This is a genomic window from Bradyrhizobium sp. CW1, from assembly GCF_023100665.1.
Classification (GTDB): Bacteria; Pseudomonadota; Alphaproteobacteria; order Rhizobiales; family Xanthobacteraceae; genus Bradyrhizobium; species Bradyrhizobium canariense_D.
Window position 1 is genome coordinate 375,910 of the sequence record NZ_CP064684.1, and the last position, 13,846, is coordinate 389,755.

Below are 13,846 nucleotides of genomic sequence, written 5' to 3' on the forward strand. Positions count from 1 at the left end.
AATCGGCTATGCTCGGCGGGTTGCACAAAACCCCCTTCTCACCTCACCCAGCAGGCTCCAGCAAACGCAATACGGTGGGCTTCGTCACTTCCGGCGCTTGTCCCTTCGTGTTGTCCTCGGGAGGCAAGCGGAAGCCTTTGACGAGCCCAAAGATCGCCGGGATCACGATCAACGTCAGCAGCGTGGATGAGATCATTCCGCCGATCATCGGCACTGCGATGCGCTGCATGATTTCGGAGCCGGTCCCGGTGCTCCACATGATCGGCAGCAGGCCCGCCATGATCGCGACCACCGTCATCATCTTGGGCCGCACGCGCTCCACCGCGCCTTCCATGATGGCGTCGTACAGATCGCCGCGGGTCACGGCCCGCCCCTGGGCGGCACGTCTCTCCGCAGTCTCCGCCAGCGCCTGGTTGAGATAGATGAGCATGACGACGCCTGTTTCGGCGGCCACGCCGGCGAGCGCGATGAATCCTACGGCCACCGCGACCGACAGGTTGAAGCCCAGCCACCACATCAGCCAAAGCCCGCCGACCAGCGCGAACGGCAGCGACAGCATCACGATCATCGTCTCGGTGATCGAGCGAAAGTTCAGGTACAGCAGCAGGAAGATGATCAGCAGCGTCACGGGAACGACGATCTTCAGCCGCGCGGTGGCCCGCTCCAGATATTCGTACTGGCCGCTCCACATCACGTAGTAACCGGGCGGGAACTGGATGCTGGCCTGCACGGCGGCTTTGGCGTCGGCCACGTAGCCGCCGAGATCGCGGTCGCGGATGTCGACGTAGATGTAGGTCGCGAGCTGCCCGTTCTCGGTCCGGATCGAGGTCGGCCCGCGCGCCGGCGCGACCTTCGCGACCTCTCCGAGTGGCACAGCGCCGCCGGAGGGCATCGGCACCAGCACGTCGTTCGCGATAGCCTGCGGATTGTCGCGCAGATCACGCGGATAGCGCATGTTGACGGTGAAGCGCTGCCGGCCTTCGACGGTCGTGGTCACCGTCTGGCCGCCGAGCGCCGTCGCGATCGTGTCCTGCACGTCCTGGACCATGATGCCGTAGCGTGCCAACGCAGTCCGGTCCGGCGTGACCTCCAGATAGTAGCCTCCAATGCCGCGTTCGGCGTACGCCGAGGAGGTGCCCGGCACGGCCTTGAGCACCTGCTCGATCTGCTTCGCGAGCTTGTCGATCTCGACCAGATCGGTCCCGATCACCTTGACCCCGATCGGCGTCCGGATCCCCGTCGACAGCATGTCGATGCGGGCCTTGATCGGCATGGTCCAGGCGTTGGAGACCCCGGGAAACTGCAGCGCCTTGTCCATCTCGGCGATCAGCCCGTCGATGGTCATGCCAGGGCGCCACTCCTGCTTGGGCTTGAGGTTGACGATCGTCTCGAACATCTCGGAGGGGGCCGGGTCGGTCGCGGTCGCCGCACGCCCAGCCTTGCCGTACACCGAGGCCACCTCCGGAAACGACCGGATGATCCGGTCCTGGGTCTGCATCAGTTCGGCGGCCTTCGTGACCGAGATGCCCGGCAGCGTGGTCGGCATGTAGAGCAGCGTGCCTTCGTTCAGGTTCGGCATGAACTCGGTGCCGAGCTGGCGCGCCGGCCAGATGCTGACGGCCAGAACGGCGAGCGCGAGCACGATCACCAGCGTCTTGGCCCGCATCACGCCCTTGATGACGGGGCGATAGATCCAGATCAGGAACCGGTTGATGGGATTCCGGTGCTCCGGAACGATCCGCCCGCGCACGAATATCACCATCAGGGCCGGCACCAACGTCACCGACAGCAGCGCGGCTGCCGCCATCGAGAACGTCTTGGTGAACGCGAGCGGGCTGAACAGCCGCCCCTCCTGCGATTCCAGCGTGAAGATCGGCATGAACGACACCGTGATGATCAGCAGGCTGAAGAACAACGCCGGTCCGACCTCCGCCGCGGCGGCGATCAGGACGTCGATCCTGGACCTTCCGGGCTCCGCACGTTCGAGATGCTTGTGAGCATTCTCGATCATGACGATGGCCGCGTCGACCATGGCCCCGATCGCGATCGCGATCCCGCCGAGGCTCATGATGTTGGAGCCGAGGCCCAGCAACTTCATGGCCCCGAACGCCATGAGGACGCCGACCGGCAGCATCAGGATCGCGACAAGCGCGCTGCGGACGTGCAGCAGGAACACGATGCAGACCAGCGCGACGACGACGCTTTCTTCGAACAGCGTGTGCTTGAGCGTGTCGATGGCCGCGTAGATCAGGTTGGAGCGGTCGTAGACCGGCACGATCTCAACCGACTTCGGCAGGCTGGAGGCGATCTCCTGGAAGCACTTCTTGACGTTCTGGATGACCTCCAGAGCGTTGAGGCCGAAGCGCTGCAGCACGATGCCGCTGGCGACCTCGCCCTCGCCGTTCAGCTCCGTGATGCCGCGCCGCTCGTCGGGCCCGAGTTCGACCCGGGCGACGTCCCGCAGCAGCACCGGCGTGCCGCCGGAGGTCTTCAGCACGATGTCGCCGAGGTCGTTGATCGATTTGATGTAGCCCTTGCCGCGGATGACGTACTCGAACTCGGAGAGTTCGACCGTCCTCCCGCCGACGTCGGCGTTGCTGGCGCGGATGGCGTCGCGCATCTTCTGCATGGTGATCCCCCGGTCGCGCATCCGCTGCGGATCGAGGATCACGTTGTACTGCTTGACGAAGCCGCCGACGCTCGCGACCTCGGCGACCCCCTCGGCCTTCGCCAGCGCGAACTTCAGATTCCAGTCCTGGATGGTCCGGGTGTCGGCGAGGTTCAGTTCCTTCGAGATCACCGCGTACTGGTAGACCCAGCCGACGCCGGTCGCGTCGGGACCGATCGTGGGTGTGACGCCGGCGGGCAGGCGCGCGCTCGCGCCGTTGAGGAATTCCAGCACGCGCGAGCGCGCCCAGTAGATGTCGGTGCCGTCCTCGAAGATGACGTAGACGAACGAGACGCCGAAGAACGAGAATCCGCGGACCACCTTGGACTTCGGCACGGTCAGCATCGCCGTGGTCAGCGGATAGGTGACCTGGTCCTCGATCACCTGCGGCGCCTGGCCGGGGTACTCCGTGTAGACGATGACCTGGGTGTCCGAGAGGTCCGGGATGGCATCGAGCGGCAGATGCAGAAGAGCGTAGAGCCCCGCCGCGGCGGCGAAGCCGGTCCCGAACAGGACCAGCAGCAGGTTGCGGGCGGACCAGGCGATGAGGCGCGCGATCATTGCTGCGCCCCCTCGGCAAAGCCTTTCAGCGCGGCCTTCAGGTTGCTTTCGGCATCGATCAGGAAGTTCGCCGAGACCACGACGGCGTCGCCCTCCGCGAGGCCCTGCCGGACCTCCACGAACCCGCCGCCCCGGTGGCCGAGCTTGACATCGCGCGGCTCCAGCCGACCCTGCCCCTTGTCGACGAACACGGCCTGCCGGCTGCCAGTATCCATGACCGCGCTCTCCGGCACCGCGAGGACGGCCTCGCCGCTGCCGGTGTCGATGTTCGCGTCGACGTACATGTCGTGCAGCAGGATCAGGTCCGGATTCTGCAGTTCGATCCGGACGCGCGCGGTGCGGGTCTCCTTGTTGATCTCCGGGTAGATCACCTGGACCTTCCCCGTGAACTCCCGTCCGGGAAAGCTTCGCGCCTTCACCGTGACCGGCTGGCCCTTGGCGATCATGCCGAGGTCGCGTTCGGCGACGTCGATCAAGGCCCACACCGTCGAGTGATCCGCGATCCGGAACAGGACTCCGCCGGGCTCGACGCGCATGCCCTCGACGGCGTTGCGCTCCAGCACGATGCCGTCGCGCGGAGAGGTCCATCCGATCGAGGTCGGCACTGTCCGGCTCTTCTCGATCGCCGAGATCGCGGCGTCGGGCACATCCAGGTTCATCAGGCGCTGGCGCGATCCACGGCCATACTGGACGTCGCCGCTGGTCGTCTTGGAGGTGATGGTGGTGAGGTACTCGGCTGCAGCCGAGGAGACGGATGGGCTGTAGACCTCCATCAGCGGCTGCCCCTTCACGACGTGAGATCCGGTCGTCACGTCCGCCACCTTCAGGATGAAGCTTTCCGCCCGCATCGCGACCACTGAAATCCGCCGCTCGTCGAGCGCGATCGTGCCCGGCGCCCTGACGGCGGTCCGGACCACGCGCATTGCTGCGGGCTCCGACTTGACGCCGGTCCGCTGGATCTTTCCGGGCGACAGTTTGAGGAAGCCATCATCGCTGTCCTCGCCCTCATAGACAGGGATGTAGTCCATCCCCATGGAATCCTTTTTCGGGGTCGGCGAGATGTCCGGCAGGCCCATGGGATTGCGGTAGTATTTGATCTTGCGATCTTCGGAGCCGTCGGCCGTTGTAGTCGTCGGGGCTGCCGCCTGGTCATCGTCGAAGCTGACATCGGCGCCGGCCGGCACCGCGCGGTAGTCGCGGCCGTCCGGCGTCTTCCTCGGCACCAGCGAGTACGATGGCTTGCCGTCCGGATCCTGGTAGTAGATCGGGGCGCGGCGCTCTTCGGCCGCAGCGGGGCCGATCAGGGCGGCGGATCGCGCCGCCAGCCGCTGCGGGCCGGTGACAACGAATGCGATGCCGGCCGCCACGATGAACGCGGCGGCCACACTTGCGGTGAGGGCGCGGGTCACTTCTGCGCCGTGATGACGAGCTTGTTCTCGACGGTGCCGCTCTCGCCCTGGACTTTGGCTCCGAGCGAAAGCTGCCACCGCCCCGCCATGCCGAAGGTCGCCTTGAAGCGGTAGGTGCCCGGCTCCGTTCCCGGCATGGGCGTGACCTTGGTCGCCATCTCCTGCATCCCGTCCGGAGCCATGTCCAGACGGCTGGCGAAGATCACGGCATCGGGCACAGGCTTGCCGTTCTTTGTGTTCACGAGCTTGACGGTGATGACCTTGTCGGGCCCGGCCTGGACCGACTGATCGACGAGCTCGAACTTGTAGTCCTTGATATCGGCCAGTGCGGCCGGGCTTGTGCCTGCGACTGCGGCAGCGATCAACGCCGCCTCGACGGCGCGCGCGATGGTAGAGGTCTTCATTTTCTGGTCCTCGAATGTCCCAAATGCGCCGCCGAAGCGGCGTGCATCATCCGCGCGCGTGAAGCGCACGGACGCGATCGGCGTAGAGCGCCGTTCAGCCCAGGGTTCGAGGGGGTTGGTGGGGAGGTGGACGGGTCAGACCGTCGCCGATTACGTCGTCCGCGACCAAGTGCGTGGTGCGGATGGCGTGCCGCAGCGGGAGGGCGGCGGTCTCGGAGAGGCCCGCCTGGGCCGTCTTCAGGACGCACATCGCAACCAGCGGGCAGTCCTGACAGCCCGTGCTTTTCTGCTCATCGGGGCAACAGGGCATGTCGGCCGACACGGACATGTCGCTCATGCTGTCCGAGCGAGCTTGCGCGGCTGCCGCCGGCGCGGCCAAGGGCGCCAACGTCAAACCGGCGGTCACCAAGACCGCGAACGCAACTCTGAGCAGCCCGCGCAGATTCATGGACCTAGCATCCCACGAGCGGACTCGCTTTGGAAGTCGCGCCCCTTCACATCTTCGCCACCCTGGACCCGCAGCGACATAGCTCAGCCGGCAGTGGCAGCACCCCTGCACCTCGCGCTCCGTCACTCAGCGGGCGTCTTCAATCTGGCCTGGCCTGCACACGGAGGCCACATCAGTGCGGACGAGCCTTTTATCCTCCACTGCGCAATATCGCCGAATGGAACTGCGATATGGATCGTTAACTCCACAACCGCAGACTTCTGCAAGACGCACGGCTTCGCCTCCGTCTGTCGAGTCAACCGGTCCTGTGCGTTCCCAGCGCGCGGGGACCGTTCCTTTTTCGCCCCATTCCTCGGCGGCAGAACCCCTCCGGCGCAGCGCGGCAGGGGCAGCGCTTCTGTGAGGTCAAACCAATCGCTCACTCCGTCCGCAGCTTCTCACGAAGGCCGTGAGCGACTTGGAGAGGAGGCGTTTACCACCTCGCCTGCCGCTGCCGGGCAGGCAAGCCGACATTAAGACCTCGGTGGGAACGTGCCGCGAACGGAGCCGCCTCCTAGATGTCAACCAGCCGCCGAGAAGTGGGCAAGTCCCGCGTCCCGCTATGGGTCGCGGGCTTTGTCGCGTTGGCTTGCGTTGCCATCCTCACCCTGAGCGGATGGCGGGAATGGGAAGCTCGCCAGGTCGACCTGAGAAACGCGGAAGTGGACATGGCCAATCTGGCCAGTTCGCTCACCCAGCACGCCGAGGACATGTTCGAACTTGCGGACACCATCCTGGCTGGCATGGTCGATCGCATGGAGATCGGCGGAACGAGCGCCGGCGCAGTGACCAAGATCCAGACCTTCCTTCAGGCTCGCAAATACAACAGGAAGCGGATCCGCGGCATCTTCGTCTACGACGAAACCGGCCGCTGGCTGGCGACCACCGAGGACGTCGATCTGGCCGGCCTGAACAACAGTGACCGCGACTACTTCCAGCAGCACCGCGCAAGTGCTGACCGCGGCACACTGCTCGGCCGACCTGTCAAAAGCCGTTCGGGCGGCCAGTGGATCATCACCGCGTCTCGGCGCTTCAATCATCCGGACGGCAGTTTCGCTGGTGTTGTGCTGACCAGCATCGACGTCGCGTACTTCGCCGAATTCTACAAGCAGTTCGACATTGGTCCAAACGGCGCGGTGTCCCTGCTCAGCGCCGACGGAATCATGTTGGCGCGCAGCGGCGACGACCAGGGCGCTTATGTGGGGCGGGACCTCTCCAAGTCGCTGCTGTTTTCGAACTTGGGAAACGGACCCAGTGCCAGCGTCTACTACTTCAAGTCTCCGATCGATGGCCGGCAACGCCTGAGTTTCTATCGGTTGAGCACGCGTTATCCGATCCTGACGGTGGCCACCAAAGCAGAGGAAGACGTTCTCGAGCCGCGGCGCCGGCAGGCGGCCGTGCGCATGAGCATCGTCTCCGGCCTCACACTGGCGATCGCGCTCATCGGGTGTTTTCTGGTGCGCTACCTCTCGCAGCGCCAACGCATGGCGGCGGCGTTGGTGGCGAAGGAGGCGGACTTTCGCCTCTTGGCCGAGCAGTCGAGCGACATCGTCATGCGCATCGGTTTGGACGAGCGAATCCTTTACGTCTCGCCATCCTGTACGCGCGTTCTCGGGTGGGAGCCTGCCAAGCTGCTCGGCACGCCGGCGCTTGCTGGGATCAATCCTGAGGATCGGTCCCGGTTGGAGCAGGCCATCAACTCCCTCAAGTCGGGCGAAGCCGAAGAGGCGCGGATCATCTACCGGACTCGCACTCGGGCGAAGTCCGAGATCTGGGTCGAGACGGCGCTGCGGGTCACCCGGTCCACGCTCAGCAACGAGATCGACGGAGTGGTCGCCATCTCACGGGACATGACTGAGCAAAAGGATCTGCAGGACAAGCTGGCAACTCTTGCCACCTCCGATGGTCTGACCGGACTTGCAAACCGTCGCCATTTCGACGAACGTCTTGCCGAGGAATGGGCCCGGGCCAAGCGCGATGAAACGCCGCTTTCCTTGCTGCTGATCGACGTGGACCACTTCAAGAAATTCAACGACCAATACGGCCATCAGGCAGGCGATGCCTGCCTGCGCTCGCTGGGCAGGATTTTGGCTGAGCAGGTTCGCAGGCCCGCCGACCTGGCTGCTCGGTACGGCGGCGAGGAGTTCGCGCTGTTGCTGCCCAACACCGACGCCGACGGATGCGCCGAGGTGAGTGAGCGAGTTCGGAAGGCGCTGCGCGAGCTAGGCATGTTGCACGCGCTGAATCCGCCTTCCAAGTTTGTCACGGTCAGCCTGGGAGGCGCCACCAACAACCCCATCCAGGGTGTCACCGAAGACGCCCTTGTCGCGACAGCAGACCGGGCGCTCTATGCGGCCAAGGAAAGCGGTCGCGATCGGCTGGTGGTGGCAGGTCAGGTTATCACTTGGCCCGGCGCAAAGAGCGCATGAGCCCAGCCGCTGTTGCCCGGCACTCCTGATGCTGAGGCGCAACGGAGCGCTGGCAGCGTTCCGCCCGCCATCCGATCAGGTCGTTCTAAGACCGGGCGGACGAGCGAGATTGAGGAGCGCCACCCACCTTCTCCCGACCAGGCGATGCGCTCGAGCTGGTCGTCTGGATAGTGCCGCCGGCAGGCTCGCGCTCGCCGGGGGCCGAAGGAGCCCCGATAGATTACTTCTGCCCGGACGGAGCTTGCGCGTTCGAGTTGTTCGGGTTGTTGCCGTTCTGCTTGTTAGCCTCATGATGGCCCACCGCGCAGCCCGCCACCGCGCCGAGCTTGCCATGGCCCGCCATGTGGCCGGCAACACCGCCGACGATCGCGCCCTTGATGCACCCCTTCGCTTGCACCGGCGAGGCCAACGCCAGTGACAGCAGGCAGACAGCCGCAAAGATGGTCTTCATGATCTCTCCTCCGAAAAATCGACGCTCGCGATGGTCAAGTCGCGAAGTGAATGGCCGTTCCGCGGCCATTGTTCGTGTAGATCCATTGCTGGTCTCACGTCACCCGCTCGGCTGGGCCTGATAAGCTCGGACGCCGCAAACGCCCGAGCTCATGCTGAGCGCACCGCGAGCATCTGAATTCGAGCTCGACACCGGGTGAAAGGTTTTTCGGCAGGTTCGCGGCCATCGGCCAGGCGCCGCAGTTCGGGCACTTAACCAGCAAGGTATCGGTTTCAAGCATCGTTGCCGTTCTCTGCCGCCCCGCTGGGCAACCGCGCCAAATCCGAGACGTTCCTGCGTGCTGCCAGACCTAGGAAAAGCTGCCGCGAAGAGCAAGGACCGATGTTGCCTGGCTCACTGAACGGTGGCGGCGCTCAGACGAGGGGAGGGCGCTGCTCAGGAGCTTGTAACGTTCGGTAGTCCGTCTACGATCCCGAAATGACAGAGCACAAAGCTTGCCCGAAATGCGAGGGGACCATGGAGCAGGGTTTCATTCCCAGCCTGGGGCGTGGGCAGTTGCTCTGGTTTGCGGGAGTGCCGCCCGCCACGTACCGCGAGTCGTTCATGTTCGGCAGGAAGGCGCTTACGGTGGCCACGTATCGCTGCTCGGCCTGCGGCTATCTGGAATCGTATGCGGAGGCAGGATCGCCCGAGTAAAGAGAGCGCTTCATGGAAACGATTGCTGGATCTACCGCCCTTGTGCTCGCCATGGTCACGGGGCTCGCGTTCTATTTCCGCTTGAAAATGACAGGCCTGCAGCGGCGACTTGTCACGCTGGAAAGAGTTGAAGCAAAGCTCGATTTACTACTGAAGCAGGGCGGTGTGAGCTATGAACCGCTGGGTGGTTCGACGGAAATAGAGGACGCGCTCAAAGCCGGCGAGAAGGTCCGCGCAGTTTCACTTTACCGCGCCGCGAACGGCTGCCCGTTGGCAGAAGCAAAGGCAGCGATTGAAAGGGCGCAGCGGCCCTAACCATCGTCACGTCAGTTGCCTTATGAAGCTTCGGCGTGCCCTCCTAGCTGGAATTGGACTTCGCGCCCGCGGTAGGCGGCTCGGACGGAACGAATCAGCGCGACCGCGTTGAATCGGCATGTGTGCGGTGGCGTTGCGTCAGTCTCGTTCGGGAGTATCGCGCGTCCATGGCGCCGTCAAAGCTGCTATTCCTGGTTACATCGAGCCGTGTGATCCCACGTTGCGCGAGAGGCCGCCGCGCGGCGAAGACTGGGTCTACGAAATCAAGGCGGACGGCTACCGCGCGCAGCTGCATCTGCGAGATGGTGACGCCAAGGTCTACTCGCGCACCGGCCTTGACTGGACCGAACAATTCTCATCGATCGCCGCGAGCGCCGACCTACTCAAGGCAAACACTGTGATCATCGACGGCGAGGCCGTGGTGTACGGCAGTGGCGGCCTCCCGGACTTCCAGCAGCTCAGGCGGGAGCTCGGCTCCAAGCGTAGCGCCCGTGTGCGCTACCACGCGTTCGATCTCCTGTACCTCGATGGTTACGATTTGCGTGGCGTCTCGTATGAGGATCGCAAGCGCCTGCTGCAGCGTCTTTTGAAGGACGCACCGGAAACATTCATTTACGTCGAGGCGCTTGCGGCGGAAGGCAACGTGATCCTCGACAAGGGGTGCAAGCTGGGACTGGAAGGCCTGGTCGCCAAGCGGCTGGGCCACCCGTACCGCTCGGGTCGGCAGGAGAGCTGGATCAAGCTCAAGTGCAAGAAGAGCGAGACCTTCCCAATCGTCGCCTTCGTGGAGAAGCTTGGGGCGCGCCCGCGCAAGGTCGCCTCACTCTACGTCGGCCGGCGCCAGAACGGCAAGCTGCTCTACGCCGGCAAGGTGCGTACCGGTTACACCGAGACGACGGCGCGGGAATTGCGCGAGCGACTTGATCCGTTGATCCGCAAGACTTCTCCGCTCGATGCGGCGGTCAAAAAGCCGAAGGCGACCTGGGTGGAGCCGACCCTTGCAATCGAGGTGCAATACGGCGCGCTGACCGATGATGGCCTGCTGCGCGAAGCCGTGTTCAACGGCTTTCGCGATGATCTTACGGTGCGCAAGGTCAAGGCGCCACGGCTGGTGCCGTCCGTCGCCGGCCGGCCGAAGCTGGGCGTCCCCCGAGCGAACATCCTGCAGCTTCTGCCCGAAGCCGTTGCTCCATCGAAAGAAGAACTCACAGAGTATTGGACGCGGGTCTGGAAGAAGGCGCTGCCGCACCTCGGCCATCGTCCGCTGAAGCTCGTTCGTCACGTGCACGGCACGACCTTCTATCACAAGGGACCGCTGCCGAAGGACATTCCGGCCGCCGTGCACCAGCTCCGTATTCAGAAGCGCGAGGGCGGCCAGGGAACGCGCCTGTGGGTCGACAGCCTGGATGGCTTCCTTGGGCTCGTCGAGATCGGCGCTGTCGAGCTGCACCCGTGGAATGCGACCGTCGAGGACTTCGAACATGCCGACCGCATCGTAATCGATCTCGATCCCGGCGAGGGTGTCGGCTGGGATGCGGTCGTGGAGACCGCGCTCGATCTGCGCACGCTGATGAAGCGCGAGGGCTTTGAAACGTGGCCCAAGCTCACCGGCGGCAAAGGAATTCATCTGATGGCGCCACTGGATCAGCCGGTGCTGCACGACAAGGCGCATCGGGTCGCGCATCAGTTGGTCTCCGCCCTCGCAGCGCGCCATCCAGACCGCTACCTGCTGTCCGCCCAGGCAAAGCGTCGCGATCGCATCTTCCTCGATTATCTGCGCAATGGCCGCGGCACCACCGCGATCGGCACCTATTCCCCGCGAGCCCGGGAGGGATTCCCCATCGCAGCGCCCGTGACCTGGAAGCGCATCGAGAGCGGGATCGAGCCGGACGCCTTCACCATCGACAGTCCGTTCCGCGCCAAACCAAGGAGGTGAGCGATATGTCGGACGCATTCGATCAATGGGTGGAATGGCGCTCCAAGCCTCTGGGCGACAGCCGCAGCATTCCCGCCGAACTCTATGCCGCGGTGACGTCGCTGCCTGAAGCCGATCGCTCGGACCGCCTCGAGCGCCTCCAAGAAGCCCTGGCACGCGACGCTGGGGAAAGCGTCGCGGATCGGCTTGCCGACCCAGTGCTTCCTGTTGAAAGCGGATCGATGGGCGTCGTTGAAGAATTCGAGGACAAGGGCCGGCCCGCCCATGATGATGATGACCCGGGGGCCTGCTGGAAAAGTCTTTGTTTGCGTGTGGCCAGATGGCTGCTGCCTCACTGCGGGACGGACAAGCTTCCTCCCGGTTTTTTTGGGGGGGTGCGGTCGAACTCAGGGAGCTAGGATTGAATTTGCACGCTTAAAGGGACGCCGGTCGGGCGCTGGATCGGAGCGGTGACGAAGCACTGCAGCCCTTCTGGCTCGAAGCCGATTGTCACGTCGCCATCCAGGTCATGCGCGAGTGCGCGCTCGAGCAGGACGGTTCCAAAGCCCCGACGCAAGGGTTTGGACACCGGTGGCCCGCCGCTCTCCTGCCAGCGCATGCAAAGCTCAGGTCGGGCTCCTCCGTTCTTTTGAAACCACTCTAGTGTGATCCGCCCTTCCTCGGTCGAGAGAGCCCCGTACTTGCGGGCGTTGGTGCATAGTTCGTGCAGCGCCATTCCGATCGAGACCGCCTGCTTCGGGGACAGCAGGACGCTCGGGCCCGCCAGCGATATGCGATTTGCATTGGCGCCTGCGGTGTCGAGCGTGATCGCGGCGAGCTCCTGGAGCGAGGCATTTTCCCAATTGGCTTCGGTTAGCAGATTGTGCGCCCCCGCGAGCGCCACCAAGCGCCCCTCGAACGCCTTGCGGGCCTCCGTGGGATCGCCACCGTGTCCGAACGTCTGGTGCGCAAAGCCCTGGACGATCGCCAGCGTGTTTTTGACGCGATGGTTCAACTCGGCGACCAGCAGTTCGCGCGCCCTCTCGGCCTCTTCGCGCTCCGTGATGTCGACATTCGCCCCGATCATGCCCATCAACTCGCCGCCGGCGGACAGGTGCGGATGCGCCCGGGTCTCGAGCACTCGGTAGCGGCCCTGGGCGTCGAGATAGCGCGCCTTCACCGAAAACCCGCTGCGGTTCTTGATACCTTCCATGACGCTACGAGCGACGGCGGGCGCATCGTCGGGATGAAGTGTAGTTGCCCAATCGAACTCTCCTACCCGATCCTCCGTTACGCCCCAGAAGGCGCGCAGTCTTTCGTTCAAGTGCAGACATCGGCCTTCCCGATCGCTGATCCAGATCATGACGGGCGCGTTCTCCGCCATCACGCGAAAGCGCATCTCCGATTCGCGCAATTCCTCCTCGGCGAGCCGCCGCGCGATCGACAGCGCGAGCTGCCGCCCGATTGTCGAAGCGAGGTCGATTTCGGTGCGCGGGAAAACGTGTGGCGCACGGTAGTAGGCCATGAACTTGCCTATCAATCGGCCGTCGGTGAGCAGCGGGACAAAAGCCAACCCCCTCAGTCCCTCGCGTGCAACGATCTCCTTCAGCTCAGGACTTTGTTCTGAGGCCTCCATATCGGCCAGGAAGATCGCTTGTGGCGCGGCCGCGTCGGCATTCCACGGTGAATGGCCGTCGACCGCCTCCCGATAGGCCTCCGAGAGGCCGCGCGAGGCGACGAACCGCATGACCTTGTTCGCATCGAAGAGGAGAATCGAGGCACAATCGCAGTCAAGGGCGGTCGTGATGGCATCGAGAGCGGCGCCGTAGATCTCGTCCAGACTATTCGCGGCCTGCAGTCGCTCCGAAAGCGCGTGGATGGCCGTCAGCTCGGTCAATCGTTGTGCAAGCGAGGCCTCGAATTGCTTTCGCTCGGTGATTTCGCGGCACATGGTCGAGACGCCCAACACGTCGCCTGCTTCGCCGAGAATGGGTGAGACCGTCATTTCCAGATCCACTGCGGTACCGTCCTTGCGGATTCGCACGGTCTCATAGTGGGCGTACGATGCACCAGCCCGGACGCTCGCGATGACGGCCTTGGCCTTGACGTGGCGATCGGACGGGATCAGGCGCAAGAGAGATGTTCCAATCATCTCCTCGGCGCTGTAGCCGAACAGATGCTCGGCTGCCTTATTCCAGCGCACGATGGTACCATCCGGATCCCATCTCCAGATGGCGTCTCTGGACCCTTCCAAGACGGCGGCGAGCTCCGACCGTTCCGCCTGAAAGCGCTGATTAAGCGCCCGCGCGGAGGCCAGCTCCCGTCGGCAATCTTCGAGAGCCTGCTCGATCGAGCCGGCCGGCGCGCTTCTCGACTGGGACAAAGGCATGCGCGAAAATCGCCTCCATCAGGCGAACCCGATCAAAAACACCAAAAATGTGGCACGGCTTGCGGATGGTGGGCAAGCCGGATCCGTAAATTCCTCGCCAGTGTATCGAGAGCTTCGGGGCC

General features: G+C 64.3%; 11 protein-coding genes. 5 read left to right on the plus strand and 6 right to left on the minus strand.

All coding sequences use genetic code 11. The features are described from left to right. Positions 1-43: 43 nt before the first annotated feature. The 4 genes from IVB54_RS01640 to IVB54_RS01655 all read right to left on the minus strand — a co-directional run bounded on the left by IVB54_RS01640 (position 44) and on the right by IVB54_RS01655 (position 5,490). A complete protein-coding gene (locus IVB54_RS01640; protein WP_247476260.1) occupies positions 44-3,229 on the minus strand; it encodes a CusA/CzcA family heavy metal efflux RND transporter in 3,186 nt (1,061 codons plus the stop codon). Continuing rightward, positions 3,226-4,638 carry an efflux RND transporter periplasmic adaptor subunit gene (locus IVB54_RS01645; protein WP_247360688.1) on the minus strand — a complete coding sequence of 471 codons (1,413 nt, stop codon included), beginning with the start codon at positions 4,636-4,638 and terminating at the stop codon, positions 3,226-3,228. Before IVB54_RS01645 ends, IVB54_RS01640 begins: the two co-directional genes overlap by 4 nt. Next, positions 4,635-5,042, minus strand: coding sequence for a FixH family protein (locus IVB54_RS01650; RefSeq protein WP_247360690.1), 408 nt, complete (start codon positions 5,040-5,042; stop codon positions 4,635-4,637). Before IVB54_RS01650 ends, IVB54_RS01645 begins: the two co-directional genes overlap by 4 nt. 94 nt (positions 5,043-5,136) lie before the next feature. Beyond that, positions 5,137-5,490, minus strand: a complete 354-nt coding sequence (locus IVB54_RS01655; RefSeq protein ID WP_247360692.1) for a hypothetical protein — start codon at positions 5,488-5,490, stop codon at positions 5,137-5,139. Positions 5,491-6,047: 557 nt separating this feature from the next. Here IVB54_RS01655 and IVB54_RS01660 point away from each other — a divergent pair. Next, entirely contained in the window at positions 6,048-7,958 is a 1,911-nt protein-coding gene (locus IVB54_RS01660; protein ID WP_247767451.1) for a diguanylate cyclase, read from the plus strand. Between the two features lie 220 nt (positions 7,959-8,178). Here the strand turns inward: IVB54_RS01660 and IVB54_RS01665 are convergent, their stop codons facing one another. Further along, positions 8,179-8,409 carry a hypothetical protein gene (locus IVB54_RS01665; RefSeq protein ID WP_018455636.1) on the minus strand — a complete coding sequence of 77 codons (231 nt, stop codon included), beginning with the start codon at positions 8,407-8,409 and terminating at the stop codon, positions 8,179-8,181. A 477-nt stretch (positions 8,410-8,886) separates the two neighbouring features. On the opposite strand from IVB54_RS01665, the gene IVB54_RS01670 reads away from it, so the two are divergent. From IVB54_RS01670 to IVB54_RS01685, 4 genes are all read left to right on the plus strand, one after another. After that, entirely contained in the window at positions 8,887-9,105 is a 219-nt protein-coding gene (locus tag IVB54_RS01670; RefSeq protein WP_027568267.1) for a PF20097 family protein, read from the plus strand. A 12-nt stretch (positions 9,106-9,117) separates the two neighbouring features. After that, positions 9,118-9,420 (plus strand): hypothetical protein, encoded by a 303-nt coding sequence (locus tag IVB54_RS01675; RefSeq protein WP_247360696.1) that lies wholly within the window; start codon positions 9,118-9,120, stop codon positions 9,418-9,420. A 118-nt stretch (positions 9,421-9,538) separates the two neighbouring features. Then, the gene (gene ligD / locus IVB54_RS01680) at positions 9,539-11,356 is read left to right on the plus strand and encodes a DNA ligase D (RefSeq protein WP_247376220.1); all 1,818 of its coding nucleotides are present in this window, start codon (positions 9,539-9,541) and stop codon (positions 11,354-11,356) included. A 5-nt stretch (positions 11,357-11,361) separates the two neighbouring features. Continuing rightward, positions 11,362-11,754: a hypothetical protein gene (locus tag IVB54_RS01685; RefSeq protein ID WP_247360699.1), complete on the plus strand. Its 393-nt coding sequence runs from the start codon at positions 11,362-11,364 to the stop codon at positions 11,752-11,754. Here IVB54_RS01685 and IVB54_RS01690 read toward each other — a convergent pair. Next, entirely contained in the window at positions 11,751-13,724 is a 1,974-nt protein-coding gene (locus IVB54_RS01690; protein WP_247777050.1) for a PAS domain S-box protein, read from the minus strand. The two genes, IVB54_RS01685 and IVB54_RS01690, sit on opposite strands and share 4 nt — an antisense overlap. Positions 13,725-13,846 lie beyond the last annotated feature (122 nt).